Origin of the sequence: Dyadobacter sp. LHD-138 (genome assembly GCF_030929615.1) — a bacterium.
In the GTDB taxonomy this organism is placed as follows: domain Bacteria; phylum Bacteroidota; class Bacteroidia; order Cytophagales; family Spirosomataceae; genus Dyadobacter.
Genome location: NZ_JAVFVU010000005.1, coordinates 266,219 through 282,405 on the forward strand (window position 1 = coordinate 266,219; position 16,187 = coordinate 282,405).

The following is a 16,187-nucleotide window of genomic DNA, read 5'->3' on the forward strand; positions in this document are numbered from 1 at the left end:
TTTGTATACAACGTAAAAATTTATTTTTCCAAATAAAACGAAAAAGACCCGTCGAATATTTCGACGGGTCTTTTTCGTTTTATTTGGGTAACGATTATTTCTTCTTCGGAGCTGGTTTTTTAGCTGGTGTAGTAGCAGCCGTTCCAGTTGAATCAGCCGCTGGCGAAGGAGCCATGCCAAGTGCCTCTTTCGCGGCAGCATTGTTAGGATCAATTGCCAATAGCTTTGTCCAGTATTCCTTAGATTTTGCTTCGTCTTTCAGCGTAGTCTGAGCATGGAAGGCCAAATAGTTATAAGCCAATTTCAGGTATGACTTGTATTTAGAAGGATCAGGATCCTTTTCTACCAATTCAGTAAGCTTCAAATAATGCGGAGCTGAAATTCCTTTATCAATATTTTCCTGTTTGTCGTATGCGTTGTAAAGCGTACTTGCTCTCCAGTAATAGCCATATGGCCAATCAGGAAGTTTTTGCGTAACCGTTGCAAAAGTTGAATCGGCCGACAAATAAAGATTGCGTTTTGCAGCAGCGATCTGAGCACTGTCACCAGCAGCGTTGCTGCTAGCACCCATAACACCGGCCGACTGAAATTTAGAAAGTCCCAGGTAGTAGTAATCATTTGCAGATGCCTTAGCCGTATCTAACGCAATGCCTTTGGCATAGGCTTTCGACGAGTTAGGGAAATCTTTTGCAGCGTAGTACAATGCGCCAATTTCTTTGTAAGTATTAGCAGCTTCTGTTTTGTTGGTATCCAAATCAGCACCTTTCAAAATATACTTCACACCCGTTGAGTCATATCCTTTGCCATCCGTAACTTTTGCGTTGTAAGCACGGCCAAGATATTTGTAGTCTTCTCCGATCACCTTTTCAGGCGCTACTTTGATAAACTCGGTCAAATTTTGAATTGCCTTATCCGGTTCGTTGGTTTTGGCATAAGACCATCCATACATACGAAGCGTGATCGGATTGTTGATCTTTCCTTTCATTTCTTCAAGAATCTGCAAAGACTTCGCGTAGTCATCAGCTGTAAATGCAAACTGAGCGGCACGAAGTTTTGTTTCAGGATCAAGATTTCCACTTTTCTGCATATAAAGATCGTAGTTGTCAGCAGCCTGTTTGAATTTCTGAGCGAAGAAATAAAGCTCAGCCAGGTCTTTATAAGCAGGACCAAAATTAGGATCTGCTTCAATTGCCTTTTTGTAGTTTTCAAGGGCAAGGTTATAGTTCTTTCCTCTCAAATACACAGAACCGATACGGTTATGCGCAACGGCATAGTTAGGTTTTGCAGTCAGTGCATATTCGTAAGCAGTTACCGCAGCTCCGCCTTCGTTACGCAACATCAAAGCATCACCTTTTGCGATGTATGCATCCGCAAGATTTTTATCTCTCTTCACAGCTTCGTCCAAAAGTCTGATCGCTTCCGCAGGATCATTCGATTTTTCGAACAAAGTATAAGCTTCACCGATACGGAAAAGCACTTCCGCATCTTTTCCTTTTTTCTTTTCAGCAAGTGTGAACAATTCCTTTGCTTTTGCACGATCTCCTTTTCCCAAGGCTACTGTTCCAAGACCCACCTGATTCAAATAAGATTTCTCATCAGTCTGAATACCTTTTTCAAAAGCCTTTTGCGCCTCATCCAACTGTTTGGTAATTACATAATAATAACCCAGGTAATATTGGTTATCGGCCGAAGGAGTTCCCGCTGCCAGTTTTGTAAACAATTCACCTGCATCCTTATTACGCTCAGCGTGTAACAAAGCCAAACCGTCCTGTACTGTTTGTGCGTGTACCTTTACCAAAGAAAATACGCATAATACCAGCGCTACTAACTTCATTCTCATGTTTCTGTTCATTTTTACCCGGTTAATATAATGACAAAAAATTTGGCCTTTCAATAAACAAGTTCCAAATGTAATAAATTGTATAAGAACACTAAAAATTTTGTCCGGTCCTTATTTCCAGTTCCCTTGGATACACCACGGTTGGAATCAATCCCATCTTTTGAATGATCAATCCGCCAACATCCCTGGCAATATAATTTAACATGCCACCGCCAAGCCCGGCATACCCTTCCCGGATGATAATATACACATCTCGGGTAAGCGGATAGTTTTTTAATTCCAGTCCATTTTGGAACGGCTGATAATACTCTGCAACCGAAGCAGGATTTGACCGTTGAGAAACACCCAGGACCCTTATACCCTGCGAAAGCTCCCTTGCCAGCTTCTCGTGCCCGTTGCTGATCCAGTTTACCCCGATAATACCAAGGCTTAGAGGGTTCTTTTTAATATCGTCAACGACATTTTTGTTCGATCCCGCCGATGTAATTCTAAGATTTTGAATGGTCTTCAAGTTGAACTTGGTCATTACAAAATTAAGATTACTTGAATTCGCATTGTCAAAAACAAGTGTAATTGCACCTTTCTGGCTACTTCCTTTCAGTTGCGACCAATCTGTTATTTTCCCCTCAAAGACAAGCTTAAGCTCATCCATTGTAATTAAACTGTCGATATTACTCGGATTCACAACAAGGGCAATGCCATCCAGTGCAATGTGATGGGCTTTTTGAATCCCCTCCTGCTGTTTTACCATCACCACTTCCTTTTCGCTCAATTGTCTGGTCGTAAACGCCATCCTGACGCTATCCTTCAAAAGTGCAAGAATAGCCTCCTGTTCCGGTTTGTATACCACATTAAAATGGGCTCTGGGATAAATTCCCTGATATGCTTTCGTCAATGCCTCTACCAATGGCTTGAACGATTCATCCGATGCTATCGTGATCGTTCCCTGAACGGGATTATCCCTTTCCTTTTTGGAGGACTGAGTACATCCCGAAAGAAAGAAAACCGTACATACAATGCCTATCCCCGCGCTGAACAAATATCTCATGCTTCTTTTACGATAACTCATTTCTTCCAAACCCTGTAACCACGGTAAAACCCGTATAAAATAAGTATGCCAGCAAATGCATATCGCTGCATACTACCAACAGGGAGCAAATTAAAAGATAAGGAGGAGGCGATCAAGTAGATCCCTCCTCCTATATATGTAAGAGCCATTAACAAAGAAGCAAGATCAATGATCTTCTCATGCAATGGTTTTTCCTTCATGAATTACTCAAGTTGGAAATTAATAGGCAAGTTATACTTCACCCGCACTGCACGTCCTGATTGTTTACCTGGTTTCCACTTCGGCATTGCTTTCACAACACGCATAGCTTCCTCATCACAACCAAAACCCAAGCCTTTAAGTACTGAAACATCCTGAATACTTCCATCCGTATTTACAACGAATGACATAAATACTCTTCCTGAAACGTTCGCACGGGAAGCTGCACTCGGATATTTCATGTTCTTACTTAAGAACTTGTACATTTCACTCGTTCCCCCCGGGAACTCAGGCTGTTGTTCAACCACTGTAAATACTTTTTCTTCAGCAGGAGCGGCTTCCACAACAACACCTTTACTTGGCGCAGCTACTTGTTCCGGAGCCACGATTACCTCGTTAGCATTTGGATCACCTTCTACCGTTTTTTCAGCAATTACAGCTTCCTTAAGGTCCTCAACCGTTGGCGGAGGCGTTTCCTCAGGAACTTTCTCATCCATTTTTACCTCAGGAGGTAAAAACTTCACCGTGGCTACCTTAGGCTGCTCAATTGGCGGCGGTGGTGGCGGTGGTGGCTCCGTAGGGTCGATTGGCGGTGGCGGCAAGTTCATTAAATCCACGTTAACCATTACTTCCTCTTTTTCTTCGTCGCCCTTAAATGCATCAATAAGTGCAGGTGAGAACATTGCAAAAACAAAAAGAGCAGCGCCGATCAAAGTTGATTTGGTAATATCTGCACGATATCCCCTTCTCAGTGAAAATGCACCATACGCCTTATTACGATTGGCAAACACTATATCATCCAGTGTCGCATTCGGGCTAACTTCTGCCATGGCGTTTAAATTAAAAAGTTAAAAATCATTATTTCCAAACCTCATCAACAATGATTAAGGCTTTACTTTGTCTCCAAGTAACTTTTTCTCCGAGTCAGTAAGCTCGTCAACAAGCGCGTACTTTTTAGACTTGGTGATGGCCATTTCATCCAACACATCAACCATGTTTTTATAAGTAGACACAACCGTCGGCTTAATTACTACGACGAAAGCACCGTATCCTTTTTCATCTTTCGGATATGCTGCATTGATACGCTTTGATGATTCGAAAATCACGCTTCTCAAATCTGATCCAAAACGAGTAGTCTTCAAAGACTCTTCTGCTTTGGGATCATCTGCTGCAATACCATCAAGGTAATACACATCATCGTTCTTACCCATAAACAGAGTTAAAACTTTCGATGCCTTCAATGGTTCAGTTTTCACAGTTTCTTCTGTCTTATCCGGAACATTCAATGTCATCGACGTAGGTTTCGACATTGTTGTTGCAAGCATAAAAAATGTGATAAGCAAGAAACCTAAATCCACCATGGGTGTCATATCGACGCGGGTGGACATTTTCTTGCCCCGAACCTTACCGCCGTCTTTACCACCACCACCACCGCTTTCTTCTATTGCTGCCATGTTGTTCTTTTATTTCTGGTGAAATACTTAATCCATCTTGAAACCGGCAGGCGCGTCTTCACTTGCGGTAATCAGGTTGAATTTGTTAATATTCTGTGACTGAAGGTTTCCTAACACATCCTTGAAAACAGGGAACTTTGCCAGGTTATCTCCTTTCAGAGCGATTCTCAATCCAGGATCTGCTTTCCTTGCAGCATAAACCCAGTCAGCCAGTTCACTTGTTCCTGTCGAATCAACAGGAATACCCGGCTGCTTGATCTGCGCTTTCTGAGCATCAGGTGTAGCAAGGAATGCTTTCAACTGGTTCAGCGGAAATCCAAAACTTGACTGAAGTGCAAACTTCTGTTTTTCCAGCTCAGTAAAAGAAATCCCTTTTGCCTGGGCGATGTTATCCAACATAGCCATTCTAGTCGGCGGAGCATCCACACCAAAGTAAACTTTACCCGCTTTGTCAATACTAATGATCATAATTTTATCATCCGGTACTTTGATCGTAGACACAGAACTTGGCGTTGTAACCTCCGCGTCGTTGGTCTTAAAAGTAGCCGTCATAATAAAGAATGTCAGTAGTAAGAACGCCACATCCGTCATCGCCGTCATATCGGTATGAGGCGGATGTTTCTTAGGCTTAACTATTGCCATAACTTTACAAATATATAAGTTTTTTTGATATTAACGAAAATTATATATCAATAGTATTAAACTATTAATAATGAGCAGCAAAATTCTGCTGAAGGCTCAAACCAATTTCGTCAATACTGTAAGTCAGGTCATCCACACGGCTGTTAAGGTATGCGTATGAGATTGTTGCAATCGCAGAAGTACCGATACCAATCGCAGTGTTGATAAGGGCCTCAGAGATACCCGCTGCAAGAGCGCCTGAATCAGAAGATCCTGATGCACCAAGAGCCGCGAACGCACGGATCATACCAAGTACCGTTCCAAGAAGAGCGATAAGTGTAGATGCTCCAGCCAATGTTGCAATGATCGTAAGGTTCTTTTGTAGCATAGGCAATTCCAAAGTAGTTGCTTCATCAACTTCTTTCTGCAAAGCTGCAAGTTTTTGTTCTTTGTCAAGTGCGCCATCCGTAGCAAGTTGTTTGTATTTCACCAAACCTGCTTTGATTACATTACCCACTGAACCTTTTTGCTTATCGCATTCTTTGATCGCTTCGTCAACTTGGTTTTTGTCAAGAAGCGCTTTGATTTTACGTACGAAAGAATCGATGCTTCCAGTACCGTTAGCTTTACCAATTGTAATGATACGCTCGATTGTAAACACAAGTACAATAAGAAAACAAGTCATTAACAAAGGTACGATAGGTCCTCCTTCATGGACGATACCAAAATAATCACCTTGCTTTGGCCCTTTTTCATGATCTCCGTCAATAAAGTGCTCAGGAGCTCCTAAAACAAAAATGTAAACACAAAGGGCAATAACGAATAGTAGGGGGATCACCAATGCCGGGTTCAAACCACCTGAGCCTTTTGATGCTGCTATTGCAGGCTTTGGTGCTGGTGCCGGAGTCGTTGCTTTCTTTTCCATCAGACTTACTTTTAAAGGTTAAATTGAGATTTTGGTTGTGAATTAAATAAAAGTTTTGGTTAAACTAGGTTTTCGTAAAATAAAATTTTGATTGTGGTGTTACTATTTTGAATTCTACAAAAGTATGAGTTTTCCTTTTAAAAAAAAGCAAGCTTTTGTCGGGTTTTTTTATTCCATTTATTCATGAAATATTTGTCAATTGTACATTTTAAAGAATGCCTACTCAATCGGGTTTTGTTCTTTTCATCTATTTTTCATTGATAAAGAACGATATATAGGCATTTTAATGAGTTATATAAAATTGCACTATACGCTACAAAGCCTGAGAACATATTTTTTCAAATGGGCTATTCCATTTGAAAAAATTTTATCATTTGTCTTCAAAAGCAAATTTTATTCGCCAACTACTGATTTGTTTTGGGATAATTTAAAGATTCTCCTGCCCGAAAAATCTCACGCTTTCAAATTCGGATTATTTCCAACTACAAAAATCCGAATTCATACCACCATATTCTTTTCAAAAGTCCAATATCTGTTTGAGTTCGCAAAAATGTGGTAATTTTGAATTCTATTTAACAGCCGGATGCTAACATAACAAATTCTTAATACAATGAAAATAGACCACGACTCTCTGAAAAAAATAGCGCATCTGGCCAAACTCCATGTAAAACCCGAAGAAGAAGCCGCTCTACTCACCAGCATGGATAGTGTTTTGACATGGATGGAGCAGTTAAACGAAATCGATACGGAAGGTGTGGAGCCTTTGACACACATTATGGATGAAGTCAACAGTTGGCGCGAAGACTCGGGAAACAACATGTTGTCCAGGGAAGAAGCACTGGCCAATGCGCCAAGTCAGGATGGCACCTATATAAAGGTACCCAAGGTAATCGAATAGGTTACTATAGTATAAGGTTAAATTCGTCAGCGTCGAGATAGGCCGGAAAGGATTGCCGGTATTTCTGAAGTTCCGGCTTTGAGAGATAAACGATCTTTTCCGTCTCTTTATTCCCCAGATCAAAAAGAGGTTCCCCTAAAAAGTCCAGCGCGGCCGAGTCGCCCTGATGGCCGACGCCATTTGCATCCGCGCCTATCCTGTTCACGCCCACCACATAAGCCAGGTTCTCGATTGCCCGGGCTTTCAGGAGCGTTCGCCAGGCATGCGCACGGCGGGCGGGCCAGTTTGCAACATAAATCAGCAGATCGTAAGGATCAGATGCCAGATTTCTGCTCCACACCGGAAATCTCAGATCGTAACACACCAGTGGAAAAATATTCCATCCTTTCCATTTCACCAGCAACCGGGTATTCCCGGAGGTATAATTCTGGTGCTCCTCCCCCATTCTGAATAAATGCCGCTTGTCGCTGTACAAGAAAGATCCATCCGGCTGCACACACATAAGCCGGTTAAAAAAAAGACCGTTTTCCTTCACGGCAAAACTTCCGATGATCAACGCATTGGTCTGCAAAGCAATATGCTTCATCCACTTCGTTGTCGTCAGGTTCATCGGTTCTGCCAAACGGGTGTCCATTGTAAAACCTGTATTGAACATTTCAGGTAAAACAACAACATCAACCGGCTGGTCGATTCCTGCAATTTTTTCTTCCAGTGAAGAAAGATTGGCAGTAGCATCTTCCCAATACAATTCGGTTTGTATCAAACAAACCGCGAGTTTATCAACCGGATGGATCATTATCAATCAAAAAAAGCCTTTAACTTATTATCTGCGTCCTGGAAAACGCATCCGGTAGTCCGCGTCAGTTTTACCTTTAGAAATATCGGTCAGTTTCTTTTTAATCAATTGTTTTTTCAGCGTCGGCAGATAATCCACAAACAATTTACCCAGCAAATGGTCATATTCATGCTGAATAATCCGTGCGGCCATGCCTGTATATTCTTCTGTGAACTCGTTCCAGTCGGTATCACGGTAGCGGATTACCAGCCTTTCCGGCCTGTACACATCCCCGCGGATACCCGGAATACTCAGACATCCTTCTTCAAAAGCCCATTCCTCGCCACTTTCTTCCAGAATTTCAGGATTGATGAATGTTTTTTTGAAACCAACCAGGCTCAAATCCACTTCATCATCATCGTCGTCATCTTCGTCTTTTTCACTGAAAGGCGTTCCATCAGCCACAAAAACGCGAATATTTAGTCCAACCTGCGGCGCTGCAAGGCCTACACCATTCGCAGAATACATCGTTTCGAACATATCTGCCGAAAGCTTTTTCAGGTCCATTTCATCTTTTTCTATAAAGCGGGTTGCCTTTCTTAGTATGGGGTCGCCGAAGGCTACGATTGGGTAAATCATCTTAATTAAGTATATGAGATTTCTGGATAATTAAATTTAAAAAAGCATCCGGCATTTATCGCCTGCTCTCCATGAAAGACTGTAAAATGATCGTCGCACTGATCTTGTCAATATTTCCTTTTTCCCGCCGGTCACTTTTTTTTGAACCTCCCGCAATCATCGACTGCAAGGCCATCGACGAAGTAAATCTTTCATCATGGGTATGGACCGGGGTGTCAGGAAAACTTTTTTTCAACAATTTTATGAACGCATGAACCCGGGGTGCATTGTCACTTTCCGTATTGTCGAGCCGACGGGGCATACCGATTATAAATGCTTCAAGTGGCTCACTTTCAGAATATTTTTTTAAAAATTCCAGCAAGTCGTGCGTTCTCACCGTATCCAGAGCCGTTGCGATAATCTGCAAAGGATCCGTTACAGCAATCCCGGTGCGTTTTGCACCATAATCAATAGCCAATAGACGAGGCATTTTTCCAGTCAATAAGTGAATAGTCGATAAACGACTAAAAATTATCTTGCAAAGATAAGACCTTTCACTTAGCTTTCCCTGATTCCGATACCCGATAATAGATTTTGATACATGCATCACAGAATCCCATTATCTTTGTCAATATGATTGAAAAGCGCTGGATACAAAACCCCGAATTACCCTCTGATCAACTTGAAGTTGCCCGTGAACTGGCTGAGGCGTTACATGTGAACCCATTTTTGGCTACACTTCTGGTGCAGCGTGGCATTACCGATTTTGAGCAGTCGCGCAATTTTTTCCGTCCTGATCTTTCGCATTTACATGATCCCTATCTGATGAAAGATATGGATCTGGCCGTCGAACGCTTATCCCGCGCGATTACCAATGGTGAAAAAATTCTGGTTTACGGAGATTATGATGTGGACGGAACGACATCCGTTACGCTGTTTTACGGTTTTTTAAGAAAAATTTACGACAATCTCGACTACTATATTCCCGACCGCTACAATGAAGGTTACGGCGTGTCCTGGCAGAGTATAGATTTCGCCCAGGAAAATGGTTTTACCTTAATTGTAACACTGGACTGCGGTATCAAATCCGTGGATAAAGTTACGGAGGCAAATAAAAGAGGCATTGACTTTGTGATCTGCGATCACCACCGTCCTGGTGATGAACTTCCGCCTGCAGTTGCCGTTTTAGATCCGAAAAGAGAAGATTGCCCCTACCCTTATAAAGAACTGACCGGCTGTGGGGTTGGGTTTAAATTGTTGCAGGCTTTCTGTCTGCATCATGATATGCCGCAGGATTCTCTGTTTGAATATCTTGATCTGCTTGTGGTCAGCATCGCCGCCGATATTGTACCCATTACAGGTGAAAACCGGATTCTTTCGTATTACGGACTTAAGCAACTGAATGCGGCGCCCCGTGTCGGAATGAAAGCGCTGATCCAGATTGCCGGGATCACCGGAGCCCTGGACATTACCAACGTTGTATTCGGTTTAGGGCCGAGGATCAATGCGGCAGGTCGGATCAAACATGCCAAAGAGGCTGTAAGATTGCTTCTTTCGGAAGAAGAACAGGAAGCGACGGATTTTGCTTTTGAAATAAACAAACACAACAGCGAACGCCGGACTTTCGATAGCAGCATCACCGAAGAAGCGTTGCTGATGATCGAAAACGACAGCTGGTTTACCGATGCAACGAGTACTGTATTATATAAGGAAGACTGGCATAAGGGTGTGATCGGGATTGTGGCCAGCCGCTGTATTGAAAAATACCACCGGCCTACCATTATATTGACACAATCCCACGGAAAGGCGGCAGGATCTGCCCGATCCGTACCAGGATTTGATGTGTACGAAGCGATCGAGGAATGTGCAGAGCTTCTGGAACAGTTTGGCGGGCACACGTTTGCAGCGGGCCTGACCTTACCCCTGGAAAACATTGAAGCATTCCGGCTTAAATTTGATCAGATCGTCAGCAGCAGAATTCAGCCGGATCAGCTGATTCCTATGATCAATATTGATTTGGACCTTGATCTGAGTGCAGTTACGGCCAAATTTTATAATGTGTTGAAACAAATGGGGCCATTCGGACCTGGGAATATGACGCCGGTTTTTGAAAGCAAGCAGGTGTCCCTGGCAGGTCAGCCGATAATCCTGAAAGAAAAGCATATTAAATTTGACGTGAAACAAAACGGATCCCCCATTTTTACGGCCATCGGTTTTGGCATGTCCCAGTTTTATGGGGACCTTATCAAAGGGCGCCCGTTTTCCATTTGCTATAATCTTGAAGAGAATAACTTTCGGGATAAAAAAACGTTACAGTTATTTCTGAAAGATGTAAAATTTCACTAAACCGGTTGACGGTTATTGAATTACCCTAATTGAACAATGATATTAAGAACCGAAAATCTGGTTAAAAAATACGGTGCACGGCTTGTCAACAACAACGTAAGTTACCAGGTTGAACAAGGAGAAATTGTTGGATTGCTGGGCCCGAATGGCGCAGGCAAAACAACATCCTTTTATATGGCTGTGGGTTTGGTTAAACCAAACAGCGGGAAAGTGTATCTTGACGACAAGGATATCACCGACCTTCCCATGTACAAACGTGCAAGGCTTGGACTTGGTTACCTGGCTCAGGAGGCTTCCGTTTTCAGGACATTGACGGTGGAAGAAAATATCAGAGCGGTATTGGAAATGACCGATATGCCCAAAAGTGCACAGAAACAAAAAGTGGAAGAGCTGCTTGAAGAATTTCACCTGCAGCACGTTCGGAAAAGCAAGGGGATGGTATTGTCGGGAGGCGAAAGGCGCCGTACGGAAATTGCCCGTTCCCTGGCCGTTGATCCAAAATTTATTTTGCTGGATGAACCTTTCGCAGGTGTTGACCCCATTGCCGTAGAAGATATTCAAAGCATTGTGGCCAAGCTAAAAACCAAAAACATCGGTATCCTGATCACGGACCACAATGTAAACGAAACACTTTCGATCACAGACCGTGCTTATCTTTTGTTTGAAGGAAAAATTTTGAAACAGGGCAGCGCCGAAGAACTGGCCGAAGACGAACAGGTGAGAAGGGTATATCTGGGCCAAAACTTTGAGCTGAAACGCAAAGTTTAATCAATAAGCCTTCAGCATAGAAAAGGGAACGCTCTGGGCACTCCCTCTCTTACAATTATTCACCATGAACTGTATTTACTAAAACTTATTTTTTAGGGCACTTTTTGCAGCGCTTCCCTTTCTTTTTATAGGCCTTGCAACAATCTTTAAAAACGCACGCATCACTTTGGTTCAGCGATTTTGACCAAAAATTATTTGGTTCATCAAGTATTGTTGGTTCACTAAAAATCATCCCGTTCATTTCTTCTCCGTTATAAGTGAGACAAATGTAGGGTCTATTTAGAATCATTCAAAATTTTTGACAAATTATTTTGAATAAATCTAAATAGGTTACAAAAAAAAGCTGCTTAAAATACCGGAAACGGGTCTTTGAATTTCCCTTTTCCCTCCATCTGAATAATTTCGGCTGTGGTGCATAAACATTGCGTCAATTCTGAAACGATTAATTCCTGATCCAGATCCTGCCCGATCAGTACCAATTCATTAGTCCGGTCTCCAAAACGCCCCCATCCCGACTCGATAGACTCCCGGTTATCGATGTAAGCCTGATAGCGGATCCGCTGACTTAGCGGCATGCTTGCCCACCACACACCCGCGCCTTCTGCACGCAGCGACCCGCCAGCCTGGCTCCAGTTCAGGGCATCACCCGGCCGCGAAGCGATCCAGAAAAGTCCCTTACTCCGGATGATACCGGCTGGCCAGTGCTGTGAAAGATATTTCCAAAACCGCTCCGGATGGAAAGGCCGTTTATCCCGAAAAACAAAAGAGGTAATTCCATACGCTTCGGTTTCAGGCGTATGCGATCCATTTTCCAATTTTTTAAGTTCCTGAATCCAGCCGGCAGATTGCGTTGCCTGATCGTAGTCAAACAAACCGGTGTTTAGAATATGTTTTGCCTCAACTTTCGAAAAGGAGCTTTCAATAACACGGGCAGTAGGATTCAAAGCCATTAAAACTGCTTTCAATTCGGCCAGGTGACCGGGCAAAACCAGATCCGTTTTATTCAGGATAATGACATCCGCAAATTCGATCTGGTCTGTTAATAAGTTTACAATTGTCCTCGTATCCGATGCATCATCGTTCAGGGCACGACTGACAAGGGTATCCAACGAACCGAAATCTTTTGAAAAATTGAAAGCGTCTACCACCGTGACCATGCAATCGATCATCGCCCATTTTGAGAGATCGATTCCGTTTTCATCGTCCACAAAACTGAAAGTCTGCGCAATGGGTACGGGTTCCGAAATTCCCGTACTTTCGATGAGCAGATAATCAAAATGCTTTTCTTTCGCCAGTTTTTCAACTTCTATCATCAAATCTTCACGCAGTGTACAGCAAATACAACCGTTTGACATTTCCACGAGCCTTTCCTCTGTCCGGCTTAATGTATGCTCATTCCTGACAAGCTGTGCATCAATATTTACCTCACTCATGTCATTGACAATCACCGCTACTTTCAACCCTTCTTTATTGTGAAGGATATGATTCAGCAAGGTTGTCTTGCCTGCACCCAGGAAACCACTTAATACCGTTACCGGAAGTTTTTTGTCCGTCATATTTTCACCATTCATATTATTACTCCGACACAGTATATCCTTTCGACCTCAGGTTTTCGAGAATTTCCTCCCGGGATGTCCTGTTACTTTGGAAAGTGAGCGCCACCATCCCATCCGCAATTTGAATCCGGTTTGACTTGACGCCCTTTATCTCAACCAGATCGTTTAGCAGCCTTGCGCGGTCGTAATCGCCGGAAATATTAATATCCATCTGTCTGTGCGTTTTAAAAAGCAGAAACTGTTGCTCAGCCAATTGCTGGTTTTCACTTTTGAAAGGCTCATAATAACTGATTGTCAAACCGCCCATGGCAATGATCATACTGACAAAGTGAATAACCCGCTCTTTCAAACCACAAAACGGTTTTACCCCGGCTTGATCAAGAACAATTTTACCGACTAAATAACCCGCTACACCGAGCTGAAATACCATTAACATTGCCTTGTATCGCGTAAAAAAATCAAAATGAGAAAGCGACGTCCCGGCGATTGACAGTAACGGAAGCAGGCAGCAGCCCAGGTGGAGAAACGTGGCCAGGATGGTCAGCGGCAATGTAAAAATTAATCTGAAACGCATATTATTAAATGATCCGATTGTTTGATTCAATCTTTTTAATCATTTTTGCAACATAGTTGCAAATAATAGAGTTCAGTTCGATATGAAAAAAACACATTTCCTTCCGGGTCTGGTTTTAATATTCGTTTTAACCGCCTGTGCAAAAGACAAGGCTAAATCTGACGTGCTGGTTGAGGCCAATAAAGTACATCTTGAATCCGTTGCTATACTCGAAACTGTTGAAAGGGAGCTTCATGCCATGAGCAAACGGGCAGAAACCAAACAGGATTCTGCCCGTTTGCAAAAACTGGACAGCTTGCAGGATCTTATGGAATTGTGGGAAGAAGGCATGATCGAAGTTCCCGGTTTTGAGCACGAACACCATCATAAAAAAGGAGAACATCACGAACACAAGCCAACTCCGCAAATGACGGATGCGTCGATGCTGGAATATCAGCTTAATGCCAAAGCGGCCATTGAAGCTTTACAAAAGGATTTAAAAAATATTTAACGCTCAATAACAAGATTGTCCGATGAAAACACTGCTGATGATTTTTATGCTGACTTACACAGCAACCAGACCGTTGATAATAAACTGGAAGAAACTGGCCGATGTGGAGTTTACCAGAAAGCTTAGTAAGGAAGTGAATATGTACTTTTTATATCCAACGTTCGGGCCTACGGTGAAGGCGCTGCAGGGAAAAGAAATTCAGATCAAAGGATACATTATTCCTGTCGACGAAACTGAAAACATCTATGTTGTTTCGGCGCAACCGATGGCCATGTGTTTTTTCTGCGGAGGTTCAGGACCGGAATCCATCATGGAACTGCAATTCAAGAACAAAAAACAGCGGTTCAAAACGGATGAGGTCAGAACCGTAAAAGGTGTTTTACAACTGAATCCAACGGATATCGAGCATCTCAACTACATTTTAAAAAACGCTGAGGTTGTGGAATAAAATCGGGTTTGGCGCTGACCAATAACCTCAGCACCAAACCCGAAATAATTTACCGTTGAACAAAATCTATCTACTTAATTTTCTCCCAGATTTCGTGAACCGGTTTACCTGCTGTACTCATCCCTTTATGGTCCCAACGACCATTATCCAATTTATAATCGAATGTCACGGTATTCCCCACCCGGTTATTATCCTTGGAAAAAAACTCAATTCTTTCCGAGTATTTACCGTTTTTAAGGGTGTAAGTCCCGCCACCTGTATTGTAAAATGTCTTTTCAGCCGTATCAAAAGCAATCCACTGGAAACGCGTTCCTGATAAAATTTTCAATGTTTTGCGTGTTCCCTGCTGGTGAATCTTAACCAGGTCACTTTGTCCGTCATTGGCTCGTTCTGTAATTCTCCACGCGCCAGCCAATGGAGCGTTTTCACTTTCGTCAATTTTCATCCAAACCATCGATTCCTCGTATTTCAAGGTCAGAACCCCATCTTTTTTGCTCACGGTAAATACAATGGGGATGCCTACTTTGGCCGTATCCGAAGGATTAAACTCGGGGGTATAGGTCATTTGATCACCCTGCATGGTGAATGGCCCGCCCTCAGTCCGCTCATAATATTTATTCAGGACACTGTAAGAAGCGATTGTCAGATAATTATCCGCAACAATTAACGTGGAAGTGCTGCCTGTTGGCTCCTGCGACTTCCAAGCCCCTTTAGGCACCTGGGCCATCGCCAGAGAACCGCAGAAAAATAGTGCTATCAAAACAAGTTGTTTCATGCGCTGTATAGTTTACGTTTGTGTGATTACCTTATCAAAATTATGCCAGCCAGGCGTGATTTTTAGATTACTCTGTTCAAAAGCCCGCTATCGGAGCACTTCTTTCAATACATCCAGGGACCGGATTTCTCCCAGCGTGTCCATGTGTATTTTGTAAAAGAAAAGAAGCTTTTCCAAAATATCAACCCGCCGCGACCGGTCCAGTGCCACGACTGTGCCGTAAGGCTCCATTAACAGCTGGTGCGTAACATGCAATTCCCGGGTATCGGCCATGTGGGGATAATGGTTTTCCCGCAATTCCCCTTCCAGATCATCGATCGTCTCGATACCAAAACCGAGATAAGAAGCCAGCTGTAACAAAAACTGGATATGAAAATTTTCAAAACCACCATCTGCTTCGTCCAGATACAAAACGGAATTTTCGATAAATTGAAAAAGCGGCTCGTTCGTCTCTTCTTCCTTTAAAGTTTTTCCCAAAATCTCCGTAATAAACATCGCCAGGCTCGACTTGTACATATCATAAGGCAAACTCCGGAACGGCGCATAACATTTCATTTCCGAGATCCGGTGGATCGTATCCTCCTTGCGCTTATGATAAACCACCATATCCAGCAACGTAAGCGGCTGAAAAAGAGCGATCTTATTCGTTTTCGATTTACTGCTCCGAACTCCATTTACGATATAACTCTGTATCCCAAAGGATTCGGTATATACCTTCGCGATGATCGAGGATTCACGATACCGGATATAATTGAATGCGATTCCCCTGGTTTTGTGCAGCATAGAAAAAGAGCTATTTCGCAAAAATAAGGATTAAAGGCGCTATACTTCG

Annotated in this window: 18 protein-coding genes; 5 read left to right on the forward strand and 13 right to left on the reverse strand. The window is 42.8% G+C overall.

Going from position 1 to position 16,187, the window contains the following annotated elements:
• Positions 1-94: 94 nt before the first annotated feature.
• The 6 genes from RB622_RS05310 to RB622_RS05335 form a co-directional block, all read right to left on the reverse strand.
• Positions 95-1,840 (reverse strand): tetratricopeptide repeat protein, encoded by a 1,746-nt coding sequence (locus RB622_RS05310; RefSeq protein ID WP_308045488.1) that lies wholly within the window; start codon positions 1,838-1,840, stop codon positions 95-97.
• Positions 1,841-1,931: 91 nt separating this feature from the next.
• On the reverse strand, positions 1,932-2,888 hold the full coding sequence (locus RB622_RS05315) for a substrate-binding domain-containing protein (RefSeq protein WP_308045489.1): 957 nt from the start codon (positions 2,886-2,888) through the stop codon (positions 1,932-1,934).
• A gap of 224 nt (positions 2,889-3,112) precedes the next feature.
• Positions 3,113-3,937: a TonB family protein gene (locus RB622_RS05320; RefSeq protein WP_308045491.1), complete on the reverse strand. Its 825-nt coding sequence runs from the start codon at positions 3,935-3,937 to the stop codon at positions 3,113-3,115.
• 54 nt (positions 3,938-3,991) lie between these two features.
• Positions 3,992-4,561 (reverse strand): biopolymer transporter ExbD, encoded by a 570-nt coding sequence (locus tag RB622_RS05325; protein WP_308045493.1) that lies wholly within the window; start codon positions 4,559-4,561, stop codon positions 3,992-3,994.
• Positions 4,562-4,588: 27 nt separating this feature from the next.
• Positions 4,589-5,203 carry a biopolymer transporter ExbD gene (locus RB622_RS05330; protein ID WP_308045494.1) on the reverse strand — a complete coding sequence of 205 codons (615 nt, stop codon included), beginning with the start codon at positions 5,201-5,203 and terminating at the stop codon, positions 4,589-4,591.
• Between the two features lie 64 nt (positions 5,204-5,267).
• The gene (locus tag RB622_RS05335) at positions 5,268-6,107 is read right to left on the reverse strand and encodes a MotA/TolQ/ExbB proton channel family protein (RefSeq protein WP_308045495.1); all 840 of its coding nucleotides are present in this window, start codon (positions 6,105-6,107) and stop codon (positions 5,268-5,270) included.
• A gap of 610 nt (positions 6,108-6,717) precedes the next feature.
• Here RB622_RS05335 and gatC point away from each other — a divergent pair.
• Positions 6,718-7,005 carry an Asp-tRNA(Asn)/Glu-tRNA(Gln) amidotransferase subunit GatC gene (gene gatC, locus RB622_RS05340; RefSeq protein ID WP_308045496.1) on the forward strand — a complete coding sequence of 96 codons (288 nt, stop codon included), beginning with the start codon at positions 6,718-6,720 and terminating at the stop codon, positions 7,003-7,005.
• Between the two features lie 4 nt (positions 7,006-7,009).
• Here gatC and RB622_RS05345 read toward each other — a convergent pair whose 3' ends face one another.
• Genes RB622_RS05345 through ruvX form a run of 3 tightly spaced genes read right to left on the reverse strand, consistent with a single transcriptional unit; the run spans position 7,010 to position 8,888 of the window.
• Positions 7,010-7,801: an amidohydrolase gene (locus RB622_RS05345; protein WP_308045497.1), complete on the reverse strand. Its 792-nt coding sequence runs from the start codon at positions 7,799-7,801 to the stop codon at positions 7,010-7,012.
• Positions 7,802-7,828: 27 nt separating this feature from the next.
• Positions 7,829-8,419, reverse strand: a complete 591-nt coding sequence (def, locus tag RB622_RS05350) for a peptide deformylase (RefSeq protein WP_308045498.1) — start codon at positions 8,417-8,419, stop codon at positions 7,829-7,831.
• 55 nt (positions 8,420-8,474) lie between these two features.
• Entirely contained in the window at positions 8,475-8,888 is a 414-nt protein-coding gene (ruvX, locus tag RB622_RS05355; RefSeq protein WP_308045499.1) for a Holliday junction resolvase RuvX, read from the reverse strand.
• Positions 8,889-9,031: 143 nt separating this feature from the next.
• Here ruvX and recJ point away from each other — a divergent pair, with 143 nt between their 5' ends.
• Positions 9,032-10,744, forward strand: a complete 1,713-nt coding sequence (recJ, locus tag RB622_RS05360) for a single-stranded-DNA-specific exonuclease RecJ (protein ID WP_308045500.1) — start codon at positions 9,032-9,034, stop codon at positions 10,742-10,744.
• A gap of 36 nt (positions 10,745-10,780) precedes the next feature.
• Complete coding sequence (gene lptB, locus RB622_RS05365; RefSeq protein WP_254412968.1) at positions 10,781-11,512, forward strand: LPS export ABC transporter ATP-binding protein; 732 nt, start codon at positions 10,781-10,783, stop codon at positions 11,510-11,512.
• A gap of 347 nt (positions 11,513-11,859) precedes the next feature.
• Here lptB and RB622_RS05370 read toward each other — a convergent pair whose 3' ends face one another.
• Together RB622_RS05370 and RB622_RS05375 are read right to left on the reverse strand one after the other, a co-directional pair.
• Entirely contained in the window at positions 11,860-13,068 is a 1,209-nt protein-coding gene (locus tag RB622_RS05370) for a GTP-binding protein (RefSeq protein ID WP_308045501.1), read from the reverse strand.
• Positions 13,069-13,087: 19 nt separating this feature from the next.
• On the reverse strand, positions 13,088-13,642 hold the full coding sequence (locus RB622_RS05375; RefSeq protein WP_308045502.1) for a hypothetical protein: 555 nt from the start codon (positions 13,640-13,642) through the stop codon (positions 13,088-13,090).
• Positions 13,643-13,724: 82 nt separating this feature from the next.
• On the opposite strand from RB622_RS05375, the gene RB622_RS05380 reads away from it, so the two are divergent.
• Together RB622_RS05380 and RB622_RS05385 are read left to right on the forward strand one after the other, a co-directional pair.
• A complete protein-coding gene (locus tag RB622_RS05380; protein WP_308045503.1) occupies positions 13,725-14,132 on the forward strand; it encodes a hypothetical protein in 408 nt (135 codons plus the stop codon).
• Positions 14,133-14,154: 22 nt separating this feature from the next.
• Positions 14,155-14,580 carry a DUF3299 domain-containing protein gene (locus RB622_RS05385; RefSeq protein WP_308045504.1) on the forward strand — a complete coding sequence of 142 codons (426 nt, stop codon included), beginning with the start codon at positions 14,155-14,157 and terminating at the stop codon, positions 14,578-14,580.
• Between the two features lie 70 nt (positions 14,581-14,650).
• On the opposite strand, the gene RB622_RS05390 is transcribed toward RB622_RS05385, so the two are convergent.
• A complete protein-coding gene (locus RB622_RS05390) occupies positions 14,651-15,355 on the reverse strand; it encodes a hypothetical protein (protein WP_308045505.1) in 705 nt (234 codons plus the stop codon).
• An 87-nt stretch (positions 15,356-15,442) separates the two neighbouring features.
• Positions 15,443-16,138, reverse strand: coding sequence for a DNA repair protein RecO (recO, locus tag RB622_RS05395; protein WP_308045506.1), 696 nt, complete (start codon positions 16,136-16,138; stop codon positions 15,443-15,445).
• Positions 16,139-16,187: the final 49 nt, after the last annotated feature.

Coding starts and splice junctions, on each gene's coding strand:
- RB622_RS05310 (WP_308045488.1), bottom strand. CDS start 1,840: ATGAGAATGAAGTTAGTAGCGCTGGTATTATGCGTATTTTCTTTGGTA.
- RB622_RS05315 (WP_308045489.1), bottom strand. CDS start 2,888: ATGAGATATTTGTTCAGCGCGGGGATAGGCATTGTATGTACGGTTTTC.
- RB622_RS05320 (WP_308045491.1), bottom strand. CDS start 3,937: ATGGCAGAAGTTAGCCCGAATGCGACACTGGATGATATAGTGTTTGCC.
- RB622_RS05325 (WP_308045493.1), bottom strand. CDS start 4,561: ATGGCAGCAATAGAAGAAAGCGGTGGTGGTGGTGGTAAAGACGGCGGT.
- RB622_RS05330 (WP_308045494.1), bottom strand. CDS start 5,203: ATGGCAATAGTTAAGCCTAAGAAACATCCGCCTCATACCGATATGACG.
- RB622_RS05335 (WP_308045495.1), bottom strand. CDS start 6,107: ATGGAAAAGAAAGCAACGACTCCGGCACCAGCACCAAAGCCTGCAATA.
- gatC (WP_308045496.1), top strand. CDS start 6,718: ATGAAAATAGACCACGACTCTCTGAAAAAAATAGCGCATCTGGCCAAA.
- RB622_RS05345 (WP_308045497.1), bottom strand. CDS start 7,801: ATGATCCATCCGGTTGATAAACTCGCGGTTTGTTTGATACAAACCGAA.
- def (WP_308045498.1), bottom strand. CDS start 8,419: ATGATTTACCCAATCGTAGCCTTCGGCGACCCCATACTAAGAAAGGCA.
- ruvX (WP_308045499.1), bottom strand. CDS start 8,888: ATGCCTCGTCTATTGGCTATTGATTATGGTGCAAAACGCACCGGGATT.
- recJ (WP_308045500.1), top strand. CDS start 9,032: ATGATTGAAAAGCGCTGGATACAAAACCCCGAATTACCCTCTGATCAA.
- lptB (WP_254412968.1), top strand. CDS start 10,781: ATGATATTAAGAACCGAAAATCTGGTTAAAAAATACGGTGCACGGCTT.
- RB622_RS05370 (WP_308045501.1), bottom strand. CDS start 13,068: ATGACGGACAAAAAACTTCCGGTAACGGTATTAAGTGGTTTCCTGGGT.
- RB622_RS05375 (WP_308045502.1), bottom strand. CDS start 13,642: ATGCGTTTCAGATTAATTTTTACATTGCCGCTGACCATCCTGGCCACG.
- RB622_RS05380 (WP_308045503.1), top strand. CDS start 13,725: ATGAAAAAAACACATTTCCTTCCGGGTCTGGTTTTAATATTCGTTTTA.
- RB622_RS05385 (WP_308045504.1), top strand. CDS start 14,155: ATGAAAACACTGCTGATGATTTTTATGCTGACTTACACAGCAACCAGA.
- RB622_RS05390 (WP_308045505.1), bottom strand. CDS start 15,355: ATGAAACAACTTGTTTTGATAGCACTATTTTTCTGCGGTTCTCTGGCG.
- recO (WP_308045506.1), bottom strand. CDS start 16,138: ATGCTGCACAAAACCAGGGGAATCGCATTCAATTATATCCGGTATCGT.